Source organism: Rhizorhabdus dicambivorans, assembly GCF_002355275.1.
Classification (GTDB): domain Bacteria; phylum Pseudomonadota; class Alphaproteobacteria; order Sphingomonadales; family Sphingomonadaceae; genus Rhizorhabdus; species Rhizorhabdus dicambivorans.
This window is the reverse complement of record NZ_CP023449.1, coordinates 1,257,994-1,283,581: the sequence shown is the minus strand read 5'-3', so window position 1 is coordinate 1,283,581 and position 25,588 is coordinate 1,257,994. Positions and strand designations below refer to the sequence as shown.

Here is a 25,588-nt window from a genome sequence, read left to right as displayed (position 1 = left end):
CCCCCGAGTCAATCGCCGCCGCACCTCCAGCGGCCGTTGCATCCCCGGATATAGATCAAAAATCTCGTTTCGGGTGATGGCTCTTTTTCGTTCCATGGGCGTTGCGTCCGGCGACGAGGTTCCTGCGAGGAGGATATCATGCACCGTCCGATCATCTGCGCGCTGCTGTTGCTGCCGGCGCTCAGCGGCTGCGGGAAGACCGACGAGCGGCTCAAGGCACTTGAGGATCGGATCGGCAAGCTGGAACAGACCGCCGCTTCCCGGCAGACCGTCACCCTCAAGCCGGGTGCCGCCGGCTATGGCCTGCTCGAATCGGACATGGGCCGGATCGCGGTGACGATCGCCAATATCGAGCCCTATGCCGGCGGATCGCGGGTCACACTCGACTTCGGCAACCCCAGCGCGGCCCGGCTATCGGGCATGAAGGCCCGGATCGAGTGGGGTGGAAACGACGCCAAAGGCCTGCCGATGGCGCCGACCCAGGCCCAGTCGATGGCCTTCACCGCGCCCGAGCCGCTGCCGCCGGGAAGCTGGAAGCAATATGTCATCGATCTGCCCGGCGTGCCGCCGACCCAGCTTGGCTGGCTGCGCGTCTCGGCGTTCGAGAGCGGCACCGTCGACCTGCTGAGCCAGTAAAGGCAACGAATCGCTCGACATCGGGCCGCCGCCACCGCAAGAACAGTCCGCGAACATCGGCCTTGATCCCCGGATCGGGCTTCCGGGGGCTGGTATATGGTGGCGCATGTCGCAACGGTCGCGTTTCTCGGGCTGGAGGCACGCGCGGTGGAAGTGCAGGTGCAGGTCGCACCCGGCATGCCCGCCTTCGTCGTCGTCGGCCTGCCCGACAAGGCGGTCGCGGAAAGCCGCGAGCGGGTGCGCGCAGCGCTGTCCGCGATCGGGCTGGCACTGCCGCCCAAGCGGATCACCGTCAATCTTTCTCCCGCCGATCTCCCCAAGGAGGGATCGCATTACGACCTGCCGATCGCGCTGGGCCTGCTCGGCGCCATGGGGGTGATCGATGCCGAGACCCTGGCCGACTATGTCGTGGTCGGCGAACTGGGGCTGGACGGCCGCGTCGCCCCCGCGCCGGGCGTGCTGCTGGCCGCGCTCCACGCCTCCGAACGCGGGCTTGGCCTCGTCTGCCCGGCAGCGCAGGGACCCGAGGCGGCATGGGCCGGCACGATCGAGGTGATCGGCGCGCCCGATCTCCTTTCGCTGATCGGCCATTTCAAGGGCGGAGCGCCGCTGACCCCACCGCAGCCCGGCAGCGCCGACCTGCCCGTCCCGACGGCCGACCTCAGGCAGGTCAGGGGTCAGGAAACCGCCAAGCGCGCGTTGGAGATAGCGGCGGCGGGCGGCCACAACCTGCTGATATTGTAGCCAATTAAATAGAAAATTCGGCTCGATTCTCTACCTGTTATCTTCGGGTTTCAGCGACAATGTCGGCATTTGCGACGATTAGAAGTTGCCACCATAGTGGCTGGATGACGGAAGCGCCCCGCCCCGGCTCAGCATATTAGCGATCTGTTGAACAGAATATCCGTTGGATGGAGTCGGTGGGTAGTTCTCACTGGTTGCGCTTTTGGGGACGCGAGTGATGCGGATTAGCCCTCACCGACTTTCCTGACAGACCGTCAGTTATGCACCCCTAATCGACCGTTACAAATTCAACAGATCTGGTCCGAAGGCCGCCCTCCGTCTAACTCGCTAGAGGCGTCGGCTATCCGTTGAAAGCGGAAGATCGGCTTTTGGTTGAGCGAGAACGGATAGCCGACTCTGCATACAGAGCGCACGTCGCCCTAGCGCCAAGTGCAGCCATCCTGCTCATTCCACAACCCGCTGTTGAGCGGAAGCTTGTGTCCAACGCCGCCACATGAGCCTGATTAGCGGACGTCCCTCACCCGGCATCATAAGAACGTTTCGAGGAAATTCTCTGAGTTTCAGGCCGCGACTTCTAAAAGGCTTTGATGAGCACCAGAGACGGTGAGAAATAGGCCCGATCAAAGTCCTGGGTGTCGTCTGTAGACCGTCTGCCGAGGTACATGACGCCAAGTTCGGCCGTGTCGACCAGGTCGGTATAGCGCCCGAACAGGGGAGCAAAATCAAGTCCGGCGGCAAACATGACGCGGTGGTCGCGGCGACTGCGGCTAATGCCGGGCACGCCAGCTTCGTAGAAGCGATATTCATATTCAGCGCGACCGAAGATGAGGAAGCTGTCCTTGACCACAGGTCCAGCCAAGGCAAGCTTCGCCTTCGGAGCCCATCGCCTTTCCCCCGGATCATCCGACCAGAGTTTCGTGACCTGGAGCGCCAGCTTGTATGAGAATCCGGGATCATTGCTACAGACCTGATCGCCCACCCGGCCTGGCTTGCCAAGAGGGCAGACGATCGTCCGGACGTCCTTGAAAGTGACGCCACCGGTCAATGTCGTTTCGCGGCGTGCATAACTGTGAAGGAACCCCGAATACACTTCGGAATGCTTGACCGACAGCGTTGGCGTGATCTGATCTTCGACAGCATCCGCGTCGTCCTTGTCGAAGCGAAGGTCGCGAAGCGAATAGGGATCGCCGCCCAGCGTCAGCTCTCCGTAATAGTAAGTTTCGTCGTCCGGCCCGAACACATCGGAGTTGAATACCAATCCCCCGGTGGCTTTGACCGAGAGATTGCCGACGGCTCTCTTCTTCTTCAGCGAGGAGATAACGGCATATTCGCTGTAATCCGTTCCCTTGCTCTCGTTGTTTAGCGGCAGGTTTTTACCGAGCACGGGGCCGGCATCGACTTCGACGCCGAGTTCCCATTCGCTGTTGGGTGCTTCCGTCCCGATCTGTTGAGCACGGACAGGACCTACAGGAATAGCAATCCCCGCCGCCGCCAAAGCAGCGCAAACAACCATCTTAGCCATCACTGACTCCCCCCTTCCGCGAGCGCTGCGACGCCGCCACTTGCCGGCGCACTTATGCTCATCTACGCGCAACTTTTCTCCCGAGCGAGAGCTCAAGCCGCTTCTGCGTTGTGCACGTTCCTTGGGAGACTCAATGCTCCGGCCACGAGCTCCTCCAGAAGAAGGTGTCCATGCTGCGTGGCAAAGCGCCTGTTGTTAACCAGTTCTTCGCAGGACAGTAGGAGGGGCGCAATGTACGGCTCCGCCAGATCGCTTCGACCGACCGCATGGTACATTTCAATTACGGTGAACGACACGAAGGCCGAATGATAGGCTTTGTCGTAACCGCGCTTGACCTGACGGATTGCGCTGAGCGTGAGCGCTTCGGGCTGCTCTAGTGTGTCGCCGCCGCCGATCAGCACGTGATGAACCAGATCTTCCAAGAACAGTGCATTATGCACGAATTCGTGGACGAGGTTCTCCAGCCAGTCCAGATCCGTCCAGTGCAGCTCCGGTCCGAGCCAGATGAGGCCAATTCGATTGGAGACCGTTCCGCCCGAATAATCGTCACGGCGGGCTAGGATCACTGCTGCGATGAAGTCGTGGAAGCAGCGAAAGGTCTGCGGAAACACGAACTCAAAACGGCGAAAGGCGGCGACCGCGCCTGCTTCGATGGCCGCTCGAGCGACGGGATCGATCACTCTGCCATGTACACTCGCATCGACGCCGCCCATCAACGACGACAATGCGCGTTCGTAGGGGTGACCCGGGCCATCGTACCAGATCAGCGCCGTCTCATCCGAGGTGCGGGGAGGAAGCTCCTGGTGCTGCACAGCGCGCAAAGCGTTCCACCAGCGCGAGGGGATGGGGCGTTCGTCGCCCGTCAGCACAGCAAAGTCGGACAGCGCGTGGAGCGATGCATTCACTCGGTCGCGCTGCAGAAAGCTGAGGCTGAACTCGCGGCGGGAATCGACCGGAGCCACTAGTTGCTAGCCTTTGCGGGAATCGAGGAACCCTTGCAGCGTCTTCGCGGCAAGCTCGACACTCTGATCGACGATCGCATCAATCCCGGTGCCGGCGTCCTGAGCAATCCGCATGTTATAATGAGCGGGCGATGCCGTGATCTTCATATTGTAGTGCGCCGCGGTGGACGCGATCTTCATCTTGTAGTGACTGGCCTCGGCATCGGAGCCGTGGAGGGCGAGATAACGCGCGATATTCGCCCTAGCAAAATCGGCGGTTGCCATGGCTGCGAACGCAAGGCCGATGGTCTCGTCGTTATGGCTGCCTTGATCGTCAGACATTCGCTACCTCCGCGTGGAACTCAGTGGAGTCAAAGACTAACAGACTGTTACGGGTTCGCAAGATGACTTAAACTTAACCATACAGCCTGTGGGATCTCTCAGCGGCTATCCAGCTAGGCGAAGCAGCGGCCATTCCGCTTCCTACACCATTGCGGCCCTCCTCATGGACCGGTTAGATGCCAATGCAGCGGGAGGGTAAATGGCATCGGAGGTCTGGAGCGAAGACGAAATAACGGCGGCGGTGGGCGCTTACATGGAGATGTTAGCCGCCGAACAGGCAGCTCGCGCCGTCAACAAGTCAGCGGTGCGCCGAGAATTGGTCGCCGGGCCATTGGCCGGTCGGTCGGAGGGGTCAGTCGACTTCCGCATGGCCAACATCTCCGCCGTGCTAGACAGGATGGGCAGGAAATGGATCGACGGCTACAAGCCTGCCCAAAATGTTGGCCCTACGAACGAAGCTCTAATCAGCAGATTAATCAGATCATACGATGTGCCAACGACGCCTGCCCCGCTGCGGGACCTCGCTGGAGTTGTCGCGGGAGACGATGTCGAAACGATGGATCGCCTGGGCGTCAAAGCAGGTGACCTCATGGGCATCACAGCAGTCTGGAGCGAAATTACGGAGCTGGCTATCTGCTGTGGCGGTCGCGGTTCACCTACTAACCCCACGCAATTTTTCTCTGTCGCTGCGAGCATCGCTGACCGTGCCGTAAAGCGCCCCTACGTGATTGCGGTGGGTGCTGGGGCAAATGCGCAGAGCAACGTTCATGGCAGTGCTGTTAATTTGATCCGGGTGGGAACGGTCTACGGACCAACGAAGGTCATATTGGGAGAGGCCCTAGCGGGCGAATTGAAGCAGTGGCCAGTCGCCGTTCTTGCGCATGAAGTCTATCGCTTCCGAGGGTTCCCGCACCTGGTGCGCGATCTCGGGTTTGCCGATCTGGGCATGTTTTCCGGGATGATGGACGGCACGATCCGTCCTGCGGCCATCGATGACCTCTGGCAAGCGCTTCGGGGTTGGCCATTGGATAGGGTCGATCTGCCGCTCCCCAATAATCTTTACGACGCTGGCGAACCCCAGTTGTTATACACGTACCACAATCGTCCTCCGCGAAACATGTCTGCGGAGGAGGGTGAACAGCTTTGGAAGTTGCAGCTGGTTGCCGAGCGTGATCCTGCCCTCCGGGAGGAAGCTAAGCGGTTGAACCATGCCAAATATGGAACTTACCGCTGTGAAGCGTGCGAGTTTTCCAATGACGACAAATCGCTATTCGACGCGCACCATCCCACGCCGCTTGCAATGGGTGTACGCACGACCGTTGCGAGCCATTTGGAGATATTGTGCCCGATCTGTCACCGGAAAGCGCACCGCCGACCTAGGAAAATTCTACCTTTTTCGGTGCCGGAGCTGCGCGCATGGGTCGAAGCAGGGCGACCATTTTCGAACGTCCATAAAGTTTCCGACAGGTAACAACTCACTATCGGGCGGCCACAACAAGTCCGGCGTGGAATTTATGCTGCTGTTGTAGCCAATTAAAATATTGAGCTAGGCGCTACTCCCCTGTGGCCAAATTTTGTTGCAGGCAGAGGCCCTGCAGGCGATTACTGGCTAATGGGATGGGAGCACGATCGCTATGAAGCAATCTGCAACGCCTGCGGTAACAGGGGCTTCGTGATCGAATCGTCAGACGACTGGGGCCGCTTTGCTCGTCGCTACGAGGGATTTAATAGCAGAGATCCCGATCCCACCGCAGTCGGCCGGAAGCGGAGCGATTCCCGCCAACAAGAAGGGCAATGCATTTGTGGAAGCAAATCGATCGCTCGGGGTCAGCTAATCTCGTGACGAGGCCAACATGAAAACGGCACAGCGCAATTGCCACTGCAAGCCGAAATCGACCAAATGGATTGAGTGTGCCCCCGATTACCCTCATCGATATCGTGTGGAATGCGGTCGTTGCGGAAAGTTTTTAAAGTGGGGCAACGAGGCTGAGCTGGAAGCTCGTCGGGCCGATCAAGAGGTGCTGACTATAAAACCGTACGAAGCGCCTGCGCCCCGAGCTACCTTAACGAAATTCTTCAAGGATTAGCGCCTCGACCGATCAAATGATGAAGCCTGCGGGAACCTCGCTCTGAAGTTTCACAAGGATTGCCACAGGATCGGCATCCAAAGCCCGAGCGAAAACGATAAACTCGACAAGATCGAGCCGCCTTTCACCCCGCTCCACCTTCGAAACAAAAGACTGAGGCTTTCTGAGCCGACTAGCCACGTCCTCCTGACGCAGCCGGGCCTGACCACGAGCGTCAATAAGCGCTTGGATGAGAGCTGCATAAGGCTCGGTGAAGACGGATCGGGGCATGGTCCCCGACAGGGCTAAAACCCCTTTTGGAATATCCCATATTGGGTTATGGAAACTGCCATTACGGCTTGGTCTTCCAGATCAAATTGCCGCGTTCGGGGGTCAAATGGCTAATTGGTCGAAGCGCCGATCATGGAAATCCGGTAGTGCAGGTCAGAGGACCACCAAGACGACTAGCAACACCGGGAAAACCACGCGTTCCACCAGCTATAAATCTGGAAGCACTCGGATCACGGAATCGATCCCGAGCAGCGGTAAAACCAGGGTCTACATCACCGAGCACCACCCGACGCTCGGGACGAAAAGAACGGTCCGCACGATCAACCCCACCAAAAAGGTAAAGCAAGCAAAGCGACCAAGGGCATCGAAGAAGTCCGCCGGATCGAAGTTCACCTACGTGTCAGCCAAGGCCGCTCTAGCTCGAACAGGGCCACGTCAGATTCGACCTGCAAGTCCGCCATCCCCGTTGATGGTGTGGCTACGCGGCGTGCGCCTCTGGTGGTGGCCTCTCGGACTAACAATGATCGCGATCGGAGCGCCTTGGTTCGCCTGGATGGGGGTCGTCAGCCTGTTCATGATGCTTGAGATCCCGTTCTTCTCGTGGCGACGGTAAGGCGATGGCGCGAGAGCTGACCTTAAGCTTTGCGATCAAGCGGGGTGTCGTTTGGCCAAGCGACGAGGATCTCGAAACCTCGGAATTGCTCGACCGGTGCAAACGCCTGATCGGAATGCAGCGATTCAAAGAAGCTTGCGACCTTCTCTTGCCGGCAATGAGCCTTTCTTGGACGTGGTCTCAGGCGGATAGCCTTCCAACTGAATTTTTGGTCGACTGTACCGACTTCATAGTCCCCTGCACCCGACTAAACTCGGTCCTCCAGCTAGGCTTGTGGAGGAATGCGCTGACCGTGACGGCTGCCACTACATTCCCGTTGATGGCGAAAGATGAGGCGCAGCCCGGCGAGTTTGAACAGTGGCTACGGGATAATTCGGCTGACTGGTGTGGCTCGCTCAGCGGAGGATGGCTCTACTCTGAGGATGATGGGGCGCAACTCGTCCTGCACCATTCGTAGTCCCAGCAAATCAACTCAACTAACATTCGGGGGGGTAGGCATGTCGCAATCTAGCGAAGTTCCAGAGGTCTTTTATCTCATCGTGCCGGCGGCGGTAGTGCCGTACGCAATTACGGGAACCATCGCTTACACGCTCAACCATTTTGGCCTGCATACATTGGTCTGCTGGGGGATATTCCTTGCGTTGTCGTATGCCGTGGCCAAATCGCTCTCATTCAGAAACCACATAATTTTCGGGACGGTTTGCCTGGCGATCGTGATTTTTGCCGCCTGCCGATATTTCGGACTGGATTTTCTGTGGTCTACTTTTTGGACGGCGGCCTATGCCGGAGCATCGTATTTCCTGCTCAAGATCATGCCGGAAGATGACCCGGATGCCGACAAGATCGATCGGTGGGCCCTGTTTAAACAGAGCCTTGTGGGAGAGTTCGGGTCAGGCGCCGAGAGCGAGAGCGATGAGGAGGACGAACCAGAAGCGAGGCCGAAGGTTCGCAAATCGAAAGGTCAGAAACAGCCCAAGGTGATGTCGGAGCCACCTGTCCAACCTTCGGAGCCACCTCGCATTAACATTCAGTTTGAAATCAGTCCGGGCGCTTGGCGGACCGTCTCCACGCTAATGATGAACAGCCCCCAGCATGTTGTTCACTCGATGCGGAATGCGCAGAAATCCCACACGGGCAAACGTATCCGGGCAGTCGATGAAAACGGAAAATTGGTCGATATGCTGTAACGCTCCGAACCTCGGCTGATCGGCTGTGGACCTAATATCGATCCGAGGGGACCGCAGGCATATCAACAATGGAGGTATGTCGATGGAACTCAAGTTTGCCGCCACCACCAAGCCCGCCCCGCTCACGGCCGAAACCAAACGTCGCCGGAAGCTCATTCAGCGGATAGATCAGCAGCTCGGCCATGTCCGTCAGATGATCGAGGGCAAACAGCCTCGGGGGGCATGGGCTTGGATGGACGAAGCCGGCACCTACTTCGTGCCGATCAAATATGGTCGGCATCAGATCGAACTGAAGAAAGGGATGTTCTCGGTTCAGTGCAAGGATCTCGATGAGGTCGAGCATGCCTTCTGTACCATCAGGGCTATGGTAATGGATGGTCAATTCGATGAGCGTTTGACGAAGCTGTCGGTTGATATTCGACAGCGCTTTAAAAAGGCTCACTAAACAATGAAGAGTGGCGGGCAGTATTCCCCGCCGCCCTTATTTCTCTCTCTTAGAAACACCTGCGACGTGCAGGCTACATTTATCCCCGGCTAAAGGCGAGAATCGTTTCTTTTTTAATGGATGTCCAAGACTGGCGAGTGTGAGACTGATGGATCGAACGGTCCCGCTCGAAAAATAGATCCCACCCCAGCTGCTCTAGTGTTGTCTTGAGGTCATCTTCGCCAGCACTCCGCCCGCTGTCCTTATGCGGGAGGACAAGACAAAGGGAGCTTTTCGGCTTGAGCCAAGTGATTTGCGACGCAAGCGCATTGCAAAGCTGCTCAGACCATTGGACTCGGCTATCCGACTTGAAGCGCTTGCGCCGAGCGCCGATTTCACCCGACACCATCCTCAGAATATCGTCATCGGTATGACCCATGATATAGAGCGATAGTCGCTGGGCGAGCGTGTAATCGATGGCATCAGCATATGGAGGGGAAGTGAGCAGGAGATCAGCTGTGCCTGGCCCATCTTCGCCTGAGTTTGACCAGTCTCGTATATGCACGGACGTCTGCGGAGGGCACGCGGCGCGCGATGGTAGCATAGGTAGATCGATGAAAGCCCGTGTCCTGTTTAGCCATCGCATTGCCGCGATCCGTACGCTCTGCGGTTTTAGCTCACGCGGACGTACGTTGTCAGCGATGTGTCCCCAACTGGCATGCTGTGAACCGACCGTGCGCGCGATCGCTGATATCATTGCCATCCCGAGCACACGGAGATAGGCGCCTTTCAGTTGATCGAGCCTTGCGAGCAAACTGCCTAGCTCGGCCATTGTTTCACGAGCCATCCACCGAGACAACGGCTCCCATTGCGGCAAACCAACACGCATTTGCTGAAGTAGCTCGGCCGGTTTCGGCGACGAAATTGCTTCTACCGCGTGGTCGAGATCCGAGCCGCCAAGAGACTCCGCTCCAAAAAGATCATCCCCATGATCAACTAATTTGCTCAATGAACCCAGCGCCGCATATGCCCGGTTCGCGTCAATTCGTTTTAGAGCCAAAAGGGATGTCGTTACGTAGCCGGCCAAGATAGCAACTGGGTTGATATCAGCAATATGGCAGGAACGAGCGGTTCGTATAGCAGACCATCCAGATGTGCCAATTCCCGAATATGGGTCAAAAATAACACCGCCCTCAGGAGTGAGAGCTTCAATAAGGGAATCGCTCAACGCAGGAATGAAGGTGCCAGGATACCAATGCGGCGGACCGACATAGCCTTTTCTTGGTAGAACGAAATCCCAATCGATTGAATTGAGCGTGCGAAGGATCAGGCCACTCATTATACAAACAGACCGCTTTCGACAGGCGAGGCAGCAAGCGGCTCCTCAGCATTTTTCAATATTCCCAATCCGACCGTAGCCAGTCCATCTCGCACTATGGCGGAGACGCGCACCTGCTCTTGTGCGGTAAGGACGGTCGAACGAGCGTTGGTCAAGAATACCCCTACCAACAGACTACGGCTATCGTGGCCAATCATTTTTTCACTGCCAGAGGCCAAGTCGTAATAGGAGAGCGCGCGACAGGTCTTTCTGGCGTCCAGAATGTAATGGACGCAGACTTTAACTTTTGGCGCCCCTTTACCAGCGAGCTGAGCTTCGATGGAGCGCTCAAGCTCCCGCTTCGAATGCGCATCCGACAGCGCATTATATAAATCGATGGCATCACTCCTCCAAACGCCTACACATTCGAAGAGATCACCGACCCGTAATCGTCTTACAATTTGACCGATGGCTTGGTTGTCCCCGACGCTTCGCTCCCTCAGCTTTTCAAGGAGTTCGTCATCGGTCAGCGTCCAATCGTCAGGACCTATCAGATTGGCTTCTGCTGCCATTTCAACGGCTAAGGTTAACATAGCTTTTGCCGAAAATTCTCCGCGGTCGAGAAGGAGCAGTTCGTACTGCCTGCGACGAATATCGAACCAGCGCTCTAGCAATGGCTTCGCATGCTCTCGAACCGCAAGCCGCCCCTCCCGAGTCTCGATAAGCGGCGTGAGCTTTAACGGGAGCGCGCGGTCCTCATCATTACAGAGGCCCATATGGAAAGCCAGTCGCACAACGTTATCCAAGTTATCGAGGTCAAGCGTTCCGGAGATAATGGAGCCAAAGGGTCCTTTGCCTTCCACCGCTTCAAACACGTCAGCGCTAATTTCGCCCAGCAAGCTCGCCACTTCAAAGGGCCTTCCGCCAAAATGGGCGCTCGCACGCACCAGCTTTAGAAAGCGCGAGCTTACGCCGTGAGCGATGTTGGTATGCTCAAATCTCTGCTCAAACGGATTATCCTCCATCACATACTGGAACGAGTGGCCGAACGGCCCCGTAAGGAGATCGTGGAGAAGCGCTGCTGCGCGGACGATGGAGGTTTCCCGGAGCGTGAGGGAACGTTCACGCGCCCAGACATCAGCCAAATGATAAACACCAAGGCAATGCTCGAACCGCTTCGGCTCCGAAGCGCCCGTTAGATACAGCGAGTTGATATTGCAGAGTCGCACATAACGCAGACGCTGAAATTCGGGCGAAAACACCAGGGCGCGCGTTGCCGCGTCAACCTCTATGGGACCGTAGAGCGGGTCGAGGAATTTCTGCTCCGTCAGCGTAACGCCTCCTCTACCGCTAGGCGGCCCATCACAACCGCTTGAAGTAGCCCCCTAGCGTGGCCACTTACATCGCCGGCCGCGAAAACCCCCTCTACCCCTGTCTCAAGGCGACCAGGAAGCGAAAAGACAGGCCAGTGCCAATCCAGCAAAGGTAGGTGGACATCATAATGACTTGGGGGGGCAAAAAACCCCGCATTTGCCAGCTGCTCTACGAACTGATCGATCCGGGCAACGATCTCGGGAGTGAACATATCTATCGATTCGTCGGTCCAACCAAGTTTGGTACCAGACCCTTGCTGCACGAGCGGCATCGCTTCGAGCGGAGCCCGTCTAGCGAAGTGCGCAAGGACGGCCTCACGGTCATCAAGACGACACAGGATGCCGACATTTGATTCAAGCCAGCCATCCGGAGCGACAATTCCTCCAGGAATCTCATAGCCAAGGCCCGGATAGTGAAAAATCTGCCCTGGGGAGTTCAGACAGAATGTCCGAACACCGCTCGACATCATCTTCGCGTCCGGCCCCAACGCGCGCAAAGGTGCTAACGGCTCAAGGCTATCAAAACCGAGTCTAACGCCTACATCGATCCCCTTCCCTCTCTTTTCCGGCACGGACGCCGCCCTCAGCAGATCGGCCCCTAACCGTCCGGCCGCCAACACAAGAGATCGCCCGGTAATTCGACGCCCATCGCTGAGGATCGCAGCACGCGCCATTTTCTGAGGTGCGATAATCTTCTGCACCTTGTCGCGGACGATATCTGTTGTCCGTAAACGGGCTCCCATCGCCAGCAAAAGCTCGTCAATCCGGCTCGGAGAGAGAAGGACCGAATGATAGCTCCGATAAGCCAGCGCGTCGCCCATATCCGATTCGTCACCGGCAAGTTCGCGCTCGTCCAAAGCGAACTCGTGGAAGCCGAGAGCGGCAAAATCCATACAACATTCTCGGTACCGCTCAATCAGCGCCCCCCGCCCCCCCACAAGAGGAGCAAGACCAGAGCCAGCGGGAGCGAGAGAGAATTTGGCCCCCGAGAAAGGTGCGAATCCTCCAAGAGCGCCCGGCGTGCCGGGAATAGCTGCGTCCACGAGCGCCACACGGGCCCCAAGCTCTTCTGCCCGCGCGGATGCAGAAAGACCGGCGAGGCCGCCACCGATTATGACAAGGTCGTAGATATCACTCACCGGACAATTCGCTTCGTCTACCTGTCGTTAAATTGGCTCCAGCGATGATAGAGCCATCAAGCGGGTCCAAGAATTCTACCGGCTTTGCCCTCGCATTAAAAAGGTCCATCTCGCGCTTTACGCCACGGCTCTTATCCCACCCCGGAAGACGCAGCACCAGGAGTTGATCACACGCATCTGCAAGCCGCAGCTCCAACTCCTTCCAATAGGCGCCCGGAAGCTGAGCCGCACCGTCTGGCAGCTGTTCGATGGCCTGGTGATTCAGAACGATCGGGCAAATGGTAACACGGCCCTTTGCCATCAATGTCGTCATAGCCTGGATCGCAGAAGCCACGCGCTGCGCGCGTATGGCCGGATCGCTGGATGAATAAGGCGCCGAAAGATAGATCATGCCTGGAGGCTGTGCCGGAAGTCCTGTCACGAGGGAAGCCGCTTAGCTCAAAACGGGGAAGGATGTCATATCGGAGGCGTTCCATATCGCTCCAACGTCCGGGCATGTGTATTACTACGCATCCTAGGCGGAGAAATGCATCATGCTGATCGTGATTGTGGGCCCACGAGGGGCGGGCAAATCGACTCTCCAGGACAGGCTGAGGGCTCAAGGCATCCAGGTGCTCAAGCCGTCAACGACCAGGAAGCCACGAGATGCGAACGATAAAGAATATAATTTTGTCACCAAATGGAATGACGCGACTCACGCTTGGAAAATCACCGTAGGCCCAGACACATATGGTATGCGCTGGTCCGAACTGAATCACGCGGCTGCCGCAACCTGCGCGACGGTTTTCGACCCCATGAGCTTGGAGGTATTTCAGAACGTACGCGAAACGATCGGCTGCGAAACGATGACGGTTGGGCTCGCCACTATCGACGATACTACTGAACAAGCACGCAGAGTGGCGGGGGATGCCACCCGACTGATGGACGAGAAATCCCTCAAAAGGGCCAATGCGGTCGTGGCTCAGTGCGACATCGTGCTTCAAGGAGATGCCGACACCGTTGCAGCCGCTGTGCTAGCGATGCTTGACTTGCTCAAGACCCGTGGTGGTGTAGTGACCAAGGAACACCTAGCCCCCCTCGTCAGAGCAGGTGCCCTTCTTTCAGAAGCGGAAGAATTAAACATCCGATCAGCAAGCTACGACCTTCGCATTGGGCCAGAAATTCTCTGCCAAGGGAAGATGATAGAACTTAGCAACTCAAATTCCCACTTTGAAATACCGCCATATTCTTATGCGATAGTCAGCGCGCTCGAACATGCGAACCTCCCACCGTTTATTATTGGGCGATTTGATTTAAAGGTTAGTTATTTTTTTGAAGGAATTATTCTTTCAAATGGTCCACAAATAGACCCTGGGTACAAGGGTGCGCTGTTCTGCATGCTTTATAATGGCAGTGGTCGATCAAAGCTGCTTACGCTTGGGCGTCAGTTCGCCACAATTGATTTTACAACCACGACAGCAGTAGCAAAAGGCTATAGCCAAAAATATCAACTTAAACAGAAAATGGCAGAATTCGTTACGGATCAATCCGTAACGGGGCGCGGTGGAGCAATAGTTGAGCTAATTGAAGAAAAAATTTCTGGAATTGATAATAAGGTAGAAGGTATTAAGCGGGATTTCTGGGCTATCGCGGCGGCAGGCATCACCTTTTTCTTGGCGATGCCCGCTATAATAATACCAGTTGCCTGGATTGAAATTGACAAAATCAATACTGCGCGATCCGCACTAGAAGATGCACAAAAGAAGCAGCAAGCACTCCTCGCTTTGGCTAGACGTGAGCGCGACAGAGCAGGAGCTATGGCGGATAAGATCGAAAAAGAGCTAGAAGCTGTCCGCCAATCGACGCCTCACGGGCCATCAGGACGCAGAGCGAATTCAAGGTCAGCTCACTGACCAGAGCTGAGGACCGACGCGAAGGTGAGTGCTCGCTCCTTTAGCGTACGAACCACCAAATTTTTGACCTGCTGTGCCTTGAAGGCATTGCCGCGAGGAGTTGTTATGCCGCTTGCGTTCAGATTGCGGGCAATCTGTCCCAAAGACATACCTTGATCGATCATTGGCAGAACTAGTGGAGCGAGCGCCCTCGCCCGCTCATCTGCCTCTCTACGGTTTCGATCAGCAAGCTTCTTACCATTTCGACCCAGGATGACGCCTCTCTTCCTTGCCTCCGCTAGAGCATTCTTAGTCCGCTCGGAAATCAGCCGCCTTTCTTCCTGTGCCAGGGCAGCGAATATGTGCAGTTGGAAGTCGGTCGCGTGAGGCATTTCCGCCACAACCAATTCTATTCCCTGCTCCATAATCCCTGCGATAAAACTGACCTTGCGCGAGAAGCGGTCCAGCTTCGCGATGAGCAGTTTGGCACTATGCTTCTTGGCGAAGGCAATAGCCTTCCAAAGCTCCTGCCGCTGATCAACTCGCCCTGATTGTACCTCGACGAACGCGGCGAGCACCTCGTCACCCGACTGTAGGAACCGATCCACCGCCGATTGCTGCGCAGCGAGCCCCAAGCCTGACCGGCCCTGCTTCTCGGTAGACACACGATAATAGGCCACATATCGGTCCAAATTCGACCTCTCATCAAAAGCAAATGTTGGTTTGCGTTTGACGGGATCGTCGGCTTTCCACGATCAGACAACTCGCAACAGGTGGCCAGGGAGGCGAGCGATAGGGGGGCGCATTATTGAACGACTTTACGGTCAAGGACCGGCAAGGCATCAAGGTGCTGGCAGAAGGACTTAATGGTGAGGTGGAAGGGTGGCAGAGATCGCTAAACAGCTAAGAAGAGCGTACGATGGCGCTCGCCCCGGCGAGAAGCTGCTGGCAGTTCACTTATTCGTGATCGAGAACGCGGAGCGGCTAAGGCACCTCAACATCGAAAGTTTCGTGAACGAGGCGGGTTTGAAGCCTAGCTACCGGTTTGAGGTGCACAAGGCCCTAAACCTAGCCTACTACGTAAAGGTGATCGCAAAGCCGGGCCCGCACACTATTTCGGTTACGTCTAGCGGCTAATTTAGCCAGGATGGAAATACCCTGGGGCTTTTAGCTGGGCTTCATGCCCATTGATCCGGCCCGTCATCCATGAATGGCGACAGCGGCTCAAAAATCGATTTTGTCCGGCTGTGAGAACCATACAAAGCTGACCCGGGGGCCTCACCCCATCCATCATTCGAACGGCTCAAAGACCGATTTTCCTCGATGATCCGATCGGCATCACCGAGCTGCCGAGCCTTGCAGGCCAGAGCGTTGCTCTGGTCGATTACGTACCGTTCCATCATCTCGATGAGCACGGACGTTCGTGTTCGGCCGGAGGCGTGACAGACGGCATCGAACCGCTGGCGGATGTGAGATGGGGCATTGAAATTGGTTAGAATTACGTGGGCCATAGGCGTAACCTTCTGTTTATTAATTATTTTATGATGTTTACCAGGCATAATAATAGATCAAGGCTCGCCTACGGCGGTGCCTTCGATCTAATAGCAGACGACATGGGGAGTGACGGGGTCTGTACCCAGCGATCACGGCAGGCGAACGTTCACCCAGTCTATAGCTGAGAACACCGGGAATAAAAGGGGCCACGGATCGGCCAGTCTCACCGGATTAAAAAGGGGCCAGTCCTGCTAGACCTCCGTTTTTGGGCGGAGGTGGAGGATGAAGAGAGTGGAGCTTTATCAGAAGGTCCGCCGCGCCGTGCTGATTGACGGGATGAGCCGTCGCGCTGCCGCCCGGTATTTTGGGATCAATCGCAAGACCGTCGACAAGATGCTGTGCTTTCCAGAGCCAGCAGCGCACGGCCGGAGCGGGCAAACCTACAGCCGCAAGCTGTCCGGATTTACCGACATCATTGACCAAATCCTGGTGGATGACCGCAAGGTTCACATCAAACAGCGACACACTGCCGCGCGTATTTTCGAGCGTCTGCGCGATGAACATGGCTTCACCGGCGGCATCACCATTGTTCGCGACTATGTGGCGGGCGCCAAGTTGCGCAGCCGCGAGGTGTTCATACCATTGAGCCACAAGCCGGGGCATGCGCAGGTGGATTTTGGTGAGGCGGACGGGATCATCGACGGCAAGTTGGTGCGGTTCCACTATTTCTGCATGGACCTGCCGCACAGCGATGCGCCGTTCGTTAAAGCCTATCCTGCCGAGGTGGCTGAGGCATTTTGCGAAGGGCACGTGGCGGCCTTTGCCTTCTTCGGCGGCATCCCGCAGTCGATCCTGTATGACAACACCAAGCTGGCAGTGGCGCAGATCCTGGGCGACGGGAAGCGCGAGCGCAGCCGGATGTTCTCGACCCTCCAGAGCCATTACCTGTTCGAAGACAAATTCGGGCGCCCCGGCAAGGGTAACGACAAGGGCAAGGTCGAGGGGCTGGTCGGTTATTCCCGGCGCCACTTCATGGTGCCGAGGCCAGAGGCGCCCAGCTTTGATGCGCTGAACGCGCGCTTTGTCGAACAATGCATGGAGCGACGACAGGCCATCTTGCGCGGGCATGAGCGCAGCATCGGTGACAGGCTGGTGGCTGATCTGGCGGCCTTTATGCCGCTACCGGCGGTGCCGTTCGATCCCTGCCATATGGTGACGGGGCGGGCCTCGTCGATGTCGCTGGTGCGCTATCGTACCAATGATTATTCGGTGCCGACGGCCTATGCCCACCAGGAGGTCGTAATCAAAGGCTATGTCGATCGGGTTGCGATCATCTGTGGCGGGGAGCTGATCGCAGTGCATCCGCGCAGCTATGAGCGGGAGGACTTCATTGCCAACCCGCTGCACTATCTGGCGCTGTTAGAACAGAAACCCCGCGCGCTTGATCAGGCAGCGCCGCTCGATGGCTGGGTGCTGGCTGAACCGATGCATCGCATCCGACGACTGATGGAGGCGCGCAGCGGCAAAGAGGGACGGCGCGAGTTCATCCAGGTGCTGCGGCTATGCGAACGCTTCGAGCAGTCCCTGGTGGAATGGGCAGTGGCCCGCGCGCTGGAGATGGGGGCAATCAGCTTCGATGCGATCAAGATGATCGCGCTGGCCCGCCTCGAACAGCGTGTGCCGCGCCTCGATCTGCAATTTTACCCGCATTTGCCGCGCGCGAATGTCGGGCGTACCGATCCGCGCACCTACATGGGCCTGCTCTCGCAGGCAGGCACTCCAGCGACGGGAGTGGCAGCATGAGTGATCCCATGATGCCGCTGCCAGCCATCGAGGCCGAACCCACCAGCGTGCCGCCCGCTGTACTACTGGCCAACCATCTCAAAGCGCTCAAGCTGCCCACCTTTGTGCGCGAGTATGAGAAGGTCGCCTTCGAGGCCGCGCAGGATCGGGCCGATTACCCCCGCTATCTGCTGCGCCTGTGCGAACTTGAACGGATTGATCGCGAGCGCCGGATGGTGGAGCGCCGTATCCGCATGGCTCGCTTCCCGCACACCAAGAGCTTTGACACCTTCGACTTTGCAGCCCAGCCATCACTGAACAAGGCCTTGGTTCTGGAACTGGCGCGCGGTGAATGGATCGAGCGGCGGCGTAATGTCATTGCGCTGGGCCCCAGCGGCACCGGTAAGACCCACACCGCCCTCGCGCTAGGACTGGCTGCGTGCCAGAAAGGGCACAGCGTGGCCTTCACAACGGCCGCGGCGTTGGTCCATGACCTGATGGAGGCTCGCGACGAGCGTCGCTTGCGCAGCCTGCAAAAGCATCTGGCATCTGTAAAGCTGCTGATCCTCGACGAGTTGGGATATGTACCATTCACCGCCGTGGGCGGCGAGTTGCTGTTCGAGGTACTCAGCCAGCGCTATGAACGCGGCAGCACGCTGATCACCAGCAATCTGCCCTTCGATGAATGGACATCGGTGTTCGGCTCCGAACGCCTGACCGGCGCCCTGCTCGACCGGCTGACACACCACGTCCACATTCTCGAGATGAATGGTGACAGCTTCCGTCTCGCCAGCAGCCGCAAGCGCCAGAAGGACAAGGGGGAGGATAAATGACCTAAGAACGGGCGGCCATCGGCAGCGGGAAATCGGCTTCCGCTCCGCTCCAGCCGCTTCCCCGCTGCCGATGCTGCCCAGCCTCAACCTTGGGGCTTTTTGTTCAAACCAACTGGCCCCATTTTAAACCGGTGCCTGGCCCGTTTTTATCCCGGCGTTGACAATAGCGGAAGCGAAATCCGGTTTGTCCCGGAGCTTCGTGATGTAGTTCAGCCATCCCCTATCGGCGTCAGGGTGAACCTCGATTTGATCGTAACCCCACATCGTCGATCGCCACAGGTTTCCGATGATCGACGGAAATTCTTGCACTAGTGAGGAATGGGGGCAATCGATAGCAGCGTGATAGTGGAGGCGCTTGCCGTCGCCGCCTTCGAGCACGGGCAGCACGCTCACTCCTCGCCTATAGCGGCTCGCTGGCTTTCCGAATATCCGGCGGTTCAGCTTGTTCATGAAATGCCGGAAGTTCTGCGACGCCTGCTGGTCCGTGAGCCATAGCCGCCGGATCGCCCTGCCATCTTCGACATTGATCGATTGGCGAAGGGTAAGGGTGACGGCAAATGGAGCCTGCCATGCATCGATATCAACCCAATTGCGCAGTGCATTTCGTAAGGCACGACCCTCGTGGCAGCGCATCGATCACTTCCCCGTAAATACCCGATAAACATGAGGTATTTATAAGAAAATTGCACGCGATTGTTATATTCTATCAATAAACTGGCAAGGGCGATCGATCGCAGAAATTAAATCGATCTTGCTGTCGGATAATGCGACCAGCTGCTCGAATATTAAATCCGGGAAGCGAGCGGCTAGGGCACTTATCGCTTTATAAACGTCAGGTGTAGGCGGCACCCGTTTCGGGACGAAGGGCTTCCGCGCCCCATTTTCCACATCAGCGCGTGTGCAGGGGATTCCGGCATCCGATAGGATCGCGGCAAAATCACCATTGCTTAGACCATCCTGCTGCCAAACAAAGCCAGCTTCCGAATGTCGCCAAGCCGAGGACAGAGATTGGCGCAGGCGGTTTATGTCGGGACGCTTCTTGCTTAGGTATCTGGCATCCTCCTTCTTCAACGCCGATTGCGACAGCACGTAGCGAGCGAACGATCGGAAATCCTCGATCGATTTCAGGCAGCGAGGAGACTTGATTCCGAAGTCGGTCCAGTAGGTTCGCATTAACTGGAATTCGGCAAAGCTCTCCCACGGGTCCGTCGAGAAGGCGACATGTTGAGGGGCCGCAGCTTGCCGGGCGGCATACGGCCGCCGCTTCCAATCGAACTCCATGCTCAGGCGCTTGGTGACCTTCTTCTCCACAAGGTCCGCGTCGAAGGTGATGATGTCCCTTACCCCGGTCATAATGTTGAGGTCGATCACGTCGTCTGGTGTTCGGTTCAGGAATAGCTCGACGATGCGCTGGTTCTGCTCCTCCACATCCTCAAAGTGCTCAGGCAGGTAGATACCGCCCTTCGCGAGCACGATAGGCGGATGATCACCATCGCCAGGCAACAAAGTCGCTTGTCCTCTCGTGCGCCAGCCCAGCGGGCGGCGGATACGATGCTTGATCTCCAGCACGTCAGGATTTCCGGTGAGCGTTCGACGACTGTTGCTGAACAGATTGCAGAGCGAGCCGCTCGTCGCGGCGGCAATTTCGTCCGGCTTCGCGTTCGACAGGAAGCCATCGGTCGTGCAGCTGAACACGCACACGCTGTCCGGCAGCCCGTTGATGATCTCACCGAGCACTCCTCGGACGAAGGAGGTGATGAAGGCGGCAAAGAATGGATTGGTGATCTTGCTCGGCGGGAGCGGCTTGTTCCGCTCGGGGTCACGCAGGTCGAAGACACGCTTCTCCCGGAGGCCCTGGGCGGTCTTCCCGTAGCTGGAGTTGGTCAGCTCCTTCCAGAACTGCTCGCGCAGCGTACCCTTCGGGTACGACTTCCGCTTGCTGATGCACTTCTTGATGAATTCACCGAAGATCAGCGTGTCCGACGCATAGGGAATCACAACACCATGGCGGATTTTGATCTTGGCGCCGAGCCGCAGAGCAAGGGCGATCTCCGGGGAAGCGCAATAGCTTCGGCCCTTGCGCGGGAAGATCAGGCCATTGTCGGAACGGACCGGAAGGGTCGGAAAGCGAACCGATGCGGGGAACTCAAAATCCACATTGGCTATCCCGAGCACGTCGGGGGCGTAGTCGTCTAGCTTGGTCGATGTTCGAGTTTCCCGCCAAGCGGGCTCACGCAGCAAGGCCATGGCCGAAGGGTAAGCGCTCGAAAGATCGTAGTCTGTCCAGTCATCCTCAAAGCCGGGACCGAACCAGAACTGCTCATTCCGGCCACCGTGATAGCATTCCGTGGCTAGTGGGATATGCCAATGGACCTCATCCAGATCGACCTCCCGTGGCTTCTTCACGTAGCGGCCGAGGCGCTTGCTGTAATAGGTGTCGTAGACCTTTTCCTTCCCGAGCACCGCTAACGGATCAAGGTCCATCTCCTTCCTCCAAGTCTGTAGCAGTAGGTCCATGCCGATCGACGTGAGGGTCGCCGGTATCTTGGGCTTGCCGAGCAACTCCCGGCATTGCTCAATGAGTTGATCGAGGTAGCGGACGCATATCACGGCATCATTCAGGGCGTAGCGATCGAACAGCTCCGGTCGCTCGGCAAGCAGCACGTCCATGTTCTGCTTGTACCACTTGTCTCGCTTCGGATCGGGATCGAGAGCAATCTTCTCTTGGCCGACAAGCTCACCTAGCGCTCTCAGGCTCTTCGAGGTTGCTGGAGTGAGCAGCATGGTATCCCGAAGGAACACCTGAAGCTCCACGGAATCGTCAGCGTCAGCGTCGGCGCCGTACGTCACGGCAATGTGATCGTTGATGTTGAGGAAGGTATTGCGGACGCATTGCATCATCTGCGTCATCGATTTGAAATCGGAGAAGGCGGGCACATCCGCTCGGGTGAAATGCCCTACGAGGTAGATCCTACTCGGTATCTGCTGGAGTGCTCCTTGCTGGATACCCTTCCAGAAAGCGAAAGTCAGGACGTCGGGCAAGCTGAGGCGTTCTCCCGGCTCCGGATAACAGACACCACCCCACTCATCGGCACCCGGCTGGTTCGGGTCATACAATTTGCAGTAGACCTGATACGATAGGATGTTATTCTTCCCCATCCCCTCAGTCAGTTCGGCACGGGATAGGGCATGGTCGGGCGTTTTGAACTCGGTGTCGAAGCCGACGACAAGAAAAACCTCACGGTCAGTAGAGAAACGATCTCCGTAAAAGTTTTGTCTCTCCACCCATATGCTACTTTTACTGAGGTCCATATCATGGGATCGGAGGACTATCTCAGCAGACCACGGGGCGGCTATTTTATCTATATTCACCCTCATGGACGGATCACTCTAGCTGATCGATGGCATAGCGACGGCGCATTAACGTCTGCTGGGTGCCGTCGATGGCGTAGACGTCCTGCCCATTCAACGAGTCGAACGTTTGCCATGCCCCGCTCCTGTAAAAAATGCGTCCCCTCAGCCCGCTGCGCCGTTCGGTCACGGCATCGTCTTTAGCTTCCCATGGCTCTTCGATCTCGACCGCCAGGTGGATCGATCGAATGACGCGCTGAAGCTCGGCGGACAGCTTCTTGCGGTTCTTAACGACCTCAAGATCGTTCAAAGAACCGCCGTTCAACCGTAGGAGCAAAGCTTGGACAGGTATATCATGTCCCTCGCCCAGATCAGCCAGCGCAGCATCGACACCCTCAATTTCGTCAAGGAGGGATTGTCTGGAAGCAGTCAGCTCGCGAAGTTTAATCTGAAGCTCACCCGAGTCAGGGACATTCGCAATCGCCGAAACAATGCGGCCTATCTGGTCGGTATGAGCGACCACCTCCTTTTCGAGGTTTAGACGCTTTTGGCGGGCGTCTCTGGCCTCCTGCTCCCACTCGTCTCCGTTGACTAAGGTGCGGACGTTCACATTCCGGATAACATTGAGGAGCAGCTCCTCCGCGGAGTGGTAGCGAATGCCGGGAGCACGACATTTACCGCCGCTCAACGACATCCCACATCTGAGATATTGCCCTCCCTTTGGCGGCTGTCCCTTATCGATGAACCGCATGCCGCTCTGGCAGGCGTCGCATTTTAGCAGGCCAGAAAAAATGTTCGTATGAGACTTTCCCTTACGACCTCTCCCGGCCACGCGTCGGCGAGCTGCGGCCTTCGACGCGTCATCGAACAAAAGTTCGTCAATCACGGCGGGGTAATATCCCTTGATAGGATCCCCGTCAGGTATGCGGATTTTTCGATGCCCTTGCGTTACGAGCCTTTGGGGCTGGTATTCGCCGAGGACGGCTCGGTTACCAAGCAGCTTCTTTACGAAGGAATCGCCCCAAAAAGCTGCTGACCCCCATGTTACTTCACCACGTTCATTGAGCAAGCGAGCGATGGAGTATGTGCCCCAGCCGTCACGGGACAATTCGAATATCTCCCGAATGATAGCGGCCCGGTGAGCAACTGCAATGATAGCGGTGCCGTCATCCGTGAATTTGAGCCAGGTCGGCAATTTGTGCCGGGTCAGCTTCCCGTTGCGGGCCTTCTCACGCTTGTTGCTCCATGCAGCGGCAAGCCTAACCGATTTCATGAGGGATTCCTCATGCCCTCGCATCATAGTGATGGCGGCGATCAATAGGTCTGATTGGCTCGTCGCCAGCGATTCTTTGGAATAAACCCTGCGGTCGATCAGGGTAACAACGTTGATACCATAATCGATGATCCGACTGAGCAGTGCGATCGCATCGAAGACGTTTTGTCGCGTCAGACGGTCGAGGGATTCTACTATTAGGTAACTACCCTCCTCGATCTCTCCACGCTCGGCAAGGTGCAGGAATTGAGCAAGGGCGCCGAACTCGGAGTTCTTACCCCGGAAGGCCGATACGCCATGATCACTGATAATGTCAGTGAGTGTCAGCCCGGCTTCAGCCACATACCTATCCGTGGCCGTCTGCTGACGACGCACGGAGTCGCCTTTTAGCTGCTCGGGGGATGACATCCGAATATAGGAGTAGGCCTTCGGCACCGCATTTTTTCCCCATCTAAGACGGCGACTCTATATTAAATTTAAATGGTTACAATATGCTGATGAGCGGCCCGCCGGGCGCCGGCAAATCGCTGATGGCGGCCTGCCTGCCGGGCATCCTGCCCGAACTGACCCCGGCCGAGGCGCTGGAGGTGTCGATGGTCGCCTCGGTCGCGGGCGAGCTGCAGGACGGCCGGCTGATCCGCGCCCGGCCGTTCCGCAGCCCGCACCATTCGGCATCGATGGCGGCGCTGGTCGGCGGCGGATTGAAGGTGCGCCCCGGCGAGGTCAGCCTAGCCCATCTCGGCGTGCTGTTCCTCGACGAGCTGCCCGAGTTCCAGCGCGCGGTGCTCGATTCGCTGCGCCAGCCGCTGGAGACCGGCAAGGTCTCAGTCGCCCGCGCCAACGCCCATGTCACCTTCCCCGCGCGGGTCCAGCTGGTCGCCGCCATGAACCCGTGCCGCTGCGGCCATATGGACGATCCCGCCCTCGCCTGCTCGCGCGCGCCGCGGTGCGCCGCCGATTATCAGGCAAAACTCTCCGGCCCGCTGCTCGACCGCATCGACCTTCATGTCGAGGTCGCCAGCGTCAGCGCCGCCGACCTCGTCCTGCCTCCACCCGCCGAGGGATCGGCCGAAGTCGCCGCGCGGGTAGCGGCGGCGCGCGCCATCCAGACCGCGCGCTATGAGGGCAAGGGCGTGCGCACCAATGCCGAGGCGGACGGCGACGTTCTCGACGCCGCCGCCACCCCGGACGAGGCGGGACGCAAGCTGCTCGCCCAGGCGGCAGAGGCGATGCGGCTGTCCGCACGAGGCTATCACCGGGTATTGCGGGTGAGCCGCACGATCGCCGATCTGGCGGGCGCGGAGAGCGTAGGACGTGTCCATGTCGCCGAAGCGCTGAGCTATCGGCGGCGGGCGCCGGTCAACTAGCTCCGGCCGTTTCCGCCGGCATCCGAATGGGATTGGGCAAGGCATGATGGACGACAGGCTGATCAGGGCCGCCGAACATTGGTCGCAGATGGAGGCGCCGAAGGGTCGCCCGCATTGGTGGATGCATCCCGCCATCGTCCGGCATGTCAACCGGCTGGTGTGCGGAGAGGCGATCGACGGCCAGTCCGCGGGGTTTCACAGGCTGATCGAGGCCGAGGCCCCCAAGGGCGGATTCCCGCGCGCCATTTCGGTCGGCAGCGGCGTGGCGGCGAAGGAAATCGCGCTGCTCAGCGACGGCATCGTCCAGCATTTCGACCTTTTCGAGATCAGCGAGGACCGCCTTCGCGCCAGCAAGAGGCTCGCTCGCCGGCACGGTGTGTTCGACCGGATCGACTTCCATTGCGCGAATGCGTTCGAGCGTGCGTTCCCCGACGGCTTCGACCTCGTCTACTGGAACAGCTCGCTCCACCACATGTTCGATGCCCACGCCGCCGTGGCGTGGAGCTATCGCAATCTGAAGCCAGGCGGCTGCTTCGCGATGGACGAGTTCGTCGGCGCCACGCGCTTCCAATGGACCGACGCGGAACTCGATATCGCGTCGGACATCCGGGCGTCGCTGTCCGGTCAGCTGATGCGCGACCCCGGCAACCCCACCCGATCGCTGGACGGTCGCGTCCTGCGGCCCGATCTCGACGCTTTTATCGCCGCCGACCCGTCCGAAGCCGCCGACAGCGCGAACATCCTCGGCGCGGTGCGTGCCTTTTTTCCCGAGGCGAGGATCACCCTGACCGGCGGCGTCGTCTACAGCCTGGCTCTGGACCAGGTCCTCGCCAATTTCGACGATGTGAAGGATGCCGCCCGGCTCGAATCGCTGCTGCAGCTCGATGAGCGCCTGATCGAGGATGGCCATGTGCACCAGGCCATCGCGATCGCCAGGAAGGGGCGAATGGCAGCGCGGGGCGGAAAATGGCGGTGGTGGGATGCCCTCCGCCGTCTCGCGCATCGCCGCTGAGCAGGCGCA

At 58.0% G+C, this 25,588-nt stretch carries 23 protein-coding genes and 2 pseudogenes; 12 read left to right on the top strand and 13 right to left on the bottom strand.

Annotated features, from left to right (window positions below; translation table 11 throughout):
• Window positions 1-138 precede the first annotated feature (138 nt).
• Together CMV14_RS06115 and CMV14_RS06110 are read left to right on the top strand one after the other, a co-directional pair.
• Window positions 139-636, top strand: a complete 498-nt coding sequence (locus CMV14_RS06115; protein WP_066968104.1) for a DUF3251 domain-containing protein — start codon at window positions 139-141, stop codon at window positions 634-636.
• A gap of 96 nt (window positions 637-732) precedes the next feature.
• Window positions 733-1,377 (top strand): annotated as a pseudogene (locus CMV14_RS06110) (magnesium chelatase domain-containing protein); the annotation flags it as partial.
• 577 nt (window positions 1,378-1,954) lie between these two features.
• Here CMV14_RS06110 and CMV14_RS06105 read toward each other — a convergent pair.
• The 3 genes from CMV14_RS06105 to CMV14_RS06095 all read right to left on the bottom strand — a co-directional run bounded on the left by CMV14_RS06105 (window position 1,955) and on the right by CMV14_RS06095 (window position 4,185).
• Window positions 1,955-2,902, bottom strand: a complete 948-nt coding sequence (locus CMV14_RS06105) for a hypothetical protein (RefSeq protein WP_139114771.1) — start codon at window positions 2,900-2,902, stop codon at window positions 1,955-1,957.
• Between the two features lie 92 nt (window positions 2,903-2,994).
• On the bottom strand, window positions 2,995-3,864 hold the full coding sequence (locus tag CMV14_RS06100; RefSeq protein ID WP_066968097.1) for an aKG-HExxH-type peptide beta-hydroxylase: 870 nt from the start codon (window positions 3,862-3,864) through the stop codon (window positions 2,995-2,997).
• A 6-nt stretch (window positions 3,865-3,870) separates the two neighbouring features.
• Window positions 3,871-4,185, bottom strand: coding sequence for a hypothetical protein (locus CMV14_RS06095; protein ID WP_066968095.1), 315 nt, complete (start codon window positions 4,183-4,185; stop codon window positions 3,871-3,873).
• Window positions 4,186-4,384: 199 nt separating this feature from the next.
• On the opposite strand from CMV14_RS06095, the gene CMV14_RS06090 reads away from it, so the two are divergent.
• On the top strand, window positions 4,385-5,656 hold the full coding sequence (locus CMV14_RS06090; RefSeq protein ID WP_066968092.1) for an HNH endonuclease: 1,272 nt from the start codon (window positions 4,385-4,387) through the stop codon (window positions 5,654-5,656).
• 628 nt (window positions 5,657-6,284) lie between these two features.
• Here the strand turns inward: CMV14_RS06090 and CMV14_RS27560 are convergent.
• A complete protein-coding gene (locus tag CMV14_RS27560) occupies window positions 6,285-6,542 on the bottom strand; it encodes a helix-turn-helix domain-containing protein (protein WP_066968089.1) in 258 nt (85 codons plus the stop codon).
• A gap of 617 nt (window positions 6,543-7,159) precedes the next feature.
• Between CMV14_RS27560 and CMV14_RS06080 the strand changes: the two genes are divergently transcribed.
• The 3 genes from CMV14_RS06080 (at window position 7,160) to CMV14_RS06070 (ending at window position 8,787) form a co-directional block, all read left to right on the top strand.
• The gene (locus tag CMV14_RS06080; RefSeq protein WP_066968085.1) at window positions 7,160-7,612 is read left to right on the top strand and encodes a hypothetical protein; all 453 of its coding nucleotides are present in this window, start codon (window positions 7,160-7,162) and stop codon (window positions 7,610-7,612) included.
• A gap of 40 nt (window positions 7,613-7,652) precedes the next feature.
• On the top strand, window positions 7,653-8,342 hold the full coding sequence (locus CMV14_RS06075) for a hypothetical protein (RefSeq protein ID WP_066968082.1): 690 nt from the start codon (window positions 7,653-7,655) through the stop codon (window positions 8,340-8,342).
• A gap of 82 nt (window positions 8,343-8,424) precedes the next feature.
• Window positions 8,425-8,787 (top strand): hypothetical protein, encoded by a 363-nt coding sequence (locus CMV14_RS06070; RefSeq protein WP_139114770.1) that lies wholly within the window; start codon window positions 8,425-8,427, stop codon window positions 8,785-8,787.
• A 79-nt stretch (window positions 8,788-8,866) separates the two neighbouring features.
• Here CMV14_RS06070 and CMV14_RS26410 read toward each other — a convergent pair whose 3' ends face one another.
• The 4 genes from CMV14_RS26410 to CMV14_RS06050 all read right to left on the bottom strand — a co-directional run bounded on the left by CMV14_RS26410 (window position 8,867) and on the right by CMV14_RS06050 (window position 12,987).
• Window positions 8,867-10,105, bottom strand: coding sequence for a site-specific DNA-methyltransferase (locus CMV14_RS26410; RefSeq protein ID WP_139114769.1), 1,239 nt, complete (start codon window positions 10,103-10,105; stop codon window positions 8,867-8,869).
• A complete protein-coding gene (locus CMV14_RS06060; RefSeq protein ID WP_192876308.1) occupies window positions 10,105-11,346 on the bottom strand; it encodes an HD domain-containing protein in 1,242 nt (413 codons plus the stop codon). The genes CMV14_RS26410 and CMV14_RS06060 overlap by 1 nt, the downstream gene beginning before the upstream one ends.
• Window positions 11,347-11,411: 65 nt before the next feature.
• Window positions 11,412-12,596, bottom strand: a complete 1,185-nt coding sequence (locus tag CMV14_RS06055; protein WP_139114768.1) for an FAD-binding protein — start codon at window positions 12,594-12,596, stop codon at window positions 11,412-11,414.
• A complete protein-coding gene (locus tag CMV14_RS06050; protein ID WP_066968068.1) occupies window positions 12,589-12,987 on the bottom strand; it encodes a DUF1937 family protein in 399 nt (132 codons plus the stop codon). The genes CMV14_RS06055 and CMV14_RS06050 overlap by 8 nt, the downstream gene beginning before the upstream one ends.
• A 142-nt stretch (window positions 12,988-13,129) precedes the next feature.
• Here CMV14_RS06050 and CMV14_RS26405 point away from each other — a divergent pair, with 142 nt between their 5' ends.
• Window positions 13,130-14,488, top strand: coding sequence for a dCTP deaminase domain-containing protein (locus CMV14_RS26405; RefSeq protein ID WP_139114767.1), 1,359 nt, complete (start codon window positions 13,130-13,132; stop codon window positions 14,486-14,488).
• On the opposite strand, the gene CMV14_RS06045 is transcribed toward CMV14_RS26405, so the two are convergent.
• The gene (locus CMV14_RS06045) at window positions 14,482-15,147 is read right to left on the bottom strand and encodes a recombinase family protein (RefSeq protein ID WP_238147208.1); all 666 of its coding nucleotides are present in this window, start codon (window positions 15,145-15,147) and stop codon (window positions 14,482-14,484) included. The two genes, CMV14_RS26405 and CMV14_RS06045, sit on opposite strands and share 7 nt — an antisense overlap.
• 202 nt (window positions 15,148-15,349) lie before the next feature.
• Between CMV14_RS06045 and CMV14_RS27685 the strand changes: the two genes are divergently transcribed.
• Window positions 15,350-15,604 carry an HTH-like domain-containing protein gene (locus CMV14_RS27685; RefSeq protein ID WP_066968062.1) on the top strand — a complete coding sequence of 85 codons (255 nt, stop codon included), beginning with the start codon at window positions 15,350-15,352 and terminating at the stop codon, window positions 15,602-15,604.
• Window positions 15,605-15,645: 41 nt separating this feature from the next.
• On the opposite strand, the gene CMV14_RS26400 is transcribed toward CMV14_RS27685, so the two are convergent.
• Window positions 15,646-15,882: a hypothetical protein gene (locus CMV14_RS26400; RefSeq protein ID WP_139114766.1), complete on the bottom strand. Its 237-nt coding sequence runs from the start codon at window positions 15,880-15,882 to the stop codon at window positions 15,646-15,648.
• 361 nt (window positions 15,883-16,243) lie between these two features.
• Here CMV14_RS26400 and istA point away from each other — a divergent pair, with 361 nt between their 5' ends.
• Window positions 16,244-17,764 (top strand): IS21 family transposase, encoded by a 1,521-nt coding sequence (gene istA, locus CMV14_RS06035; protein ID WP_096367681.1) that lies wholly within the window; start codon window positions 16,244-16,246, stop codon window positions 17,762-17,764.
• 11 nt (window positions 17,765-17,775) lie between these two features.
• Window positions 17,776-18,576 carry an IS21-like element helper ATPase IstB gene (istB, locus tag CMV14_RS06030; protein WP_066970386.1) on the top strand — a complete coding sequence of 267 codons (801 nt, stop codon included), beginning with the start codon at window positions 17,776-17,778 and terminating at the stop codon, window positions 18,574-18,576.
• A gap of 123 nt (window positions 18,577-18,699) precedes the next feature.
• Here the strand turns inward: istB and CMV14_RS06025 are convergent, their stop codons facing one another.
• The 3 genes from CMV14_RS06025 to CMV14_RS06015 all read right to left on the bottom strand — a co-directional run bounded on the left by CMV14_RS06025 (window position 18,700) and on the right by CMV14_RS06015 (window position 23,635).
• Entirely contained in the window at window positions 18,700-19,209 is a 510-nt protein-coding gene (locus CMV14_RS06025) for a rolling circle replication-associated protein (protein ID WP_096367680.1), read from the bottom strand.
• A 63-nt stretch (window positions 19,210-19,272) separates the two neighbouring features.
• A complete protein-coding gene (locus tag CMV14_RS06020; RefSeq protein WP_192876307.1) occupies window positions 19,273-21,861 on the bottom strand; it encodes a DNA polymerase in 2,589 nt (862 codons plus the stop codon).
• A gap of 100 nt (window positions 21,862-21,961) precedes the next feature.
• A complete protein-coding gene (locus CMV14_RS06015) occupies window positions 21,962-23,635 on the bottom strand; it encodes a recombinase family protein (RefSeq protein WP_139114784.1) in 1,674 nt (557 codons plus the stop codon).
• A 47-nt stretch (window positions 23,636-23,682) separates the two neighbouring features.
• Between CMV14_RS06015 and CMV14_RS06010 the strand changes: the two are divergent.
• Window positions 23,683-24,567, top strand: a pseudogene (locus CMV14_RS06010) (YifB family Mg chelatase-like AAA ATPase); the annotation flags it as partial.
• 43 nt (window positions 24,568-24,610) lie between these two features.
• Window positions 24,611-25,579: a class I SAM-dependent methyltransferase gene (locus CMV14_RS06005; protein WP_066968797.1), complete on the top strand. Its 969-nt coding sequence runs from the start codon at window positions 24,611-24,613 to the stop codon at window positions 25,577-25,579.
• Window positions 25,580-25,588: the final 9 nt, after the last annotated feature.

What these genes read in the sequence shown, in the direction of transcription:
- CMV14_RS06115 (WP_066968104.1), top strand. Translation starts at nt 139, where the DNA reads ATGCACCGTCCGATCATCTGCGCGCTGCTGTTGCTGCCGGCGCTCAGC.
- CMV14_RS06105 (WP_139114771.1), bottom strand. Translation starts at nt 2,902, where the DNA reads ATGGCTAAGATGGTTGTTTGCGCTGCTTTGGCGGCGGCGGGGATTGCT.
- CMV14_RS06095 (WP_066968095.1), bottom strand. Translation starts at nt 4,185, where the DNA reads ATGTCTGACGATCAAGGCAGCCATAACGACGAGACCATCGGCCTTGCG.
- CMV14_RS06090 (WP_066968092.1), top strand. Translation starts at nt 4,385, where the DNA reads ATGGCATCGGAGGTCTGGAGCGAAGACGAAATAACGGCGGCGGTGGGC.
- CMV14_RS27560 (WP_066968089.1), bottom strand. Translation starts at nt 6,542, where the DNA reads ATGCCCCGATCCGTCTTCACCGAGCCTTATGCAGCTCTCATCCAAGCG.
- CMV14_RS06080 (WP_066968085.1), top strand. Translation starts at nt 7,160, where the DNA reads ATGGCGCGAGAGCTGACCTTAAGCTTTGCGATCAAGCGGGGTGTCGTT.
- CMV14_RS06075 (WP_066968082.1), top strand. Translation starts at nt 7,653, where the DNA reads ATGTCGCAATCTAGCGAAGTTCCAGAGGTCTTTTATCTCATCGTGCCG.
- CMV14_RS06070 (WP_139114770.1), top strand. Translation starts at nt 8,425, where the DNA reads ATGGAACTCAAGTTTGCCGCCACCACCAAGCCCGCCCCGCTCACGGCC.
- CMV14_RS26410 (WP_139114769.1), bottom strand. Translation starts at nt 10,105, where the DNA reads ATGAGTGGCCTGATCCTTCGCACGCTCAATTCAATCGATTGGGATTTC.
- CMV14_RS06050 (WP_066968068.1), bottom strand. Translation starts at nt 12,987, where the DNA reads ATGATCTATCTTTCGGCGCCTTATTCATCCAGCGATCCGGCCATACGC.
- CMV14_RS26405 (WP_139114767.1), top strand. Translation starts at nt 13,130, where the DNA reads ATGCTGATCGTGATTGTGGGCCCACGAGGGGCGGGCAAATCGACTCTC.
- istA (WP_096367681.1), top strand. Translation starts at nt 16,244, where the DNA reads ATGAAGAGAGTGGAGCTTTATCAGAAGGTCCGCCGCGCCGTGCTGATT.
- istB (WP_066970386.1), top strand. Translation starts at nt 17,776, where the DNA reads ATGCCGCTGCCAGCCATCGAGGCCGAACCCACCAGCGTGCCGCCCGCT.
- CMV14_RS06025 (WP_096367680.1), bottom strand. Translation starts at nt 19,209, where the DNA reads ATGCGCTGCCACGAGGGTCGTGCCTTACGAAATGCACTGCGCAATTGG.
- CMV14_RS06005 (WP_066968797.1), top strand. Translation starts at nt 24,611, where the DNA reads ATGATGGACGACAGGCTGATCAGGGCCGCCGAACATTGGTCGCAGATG.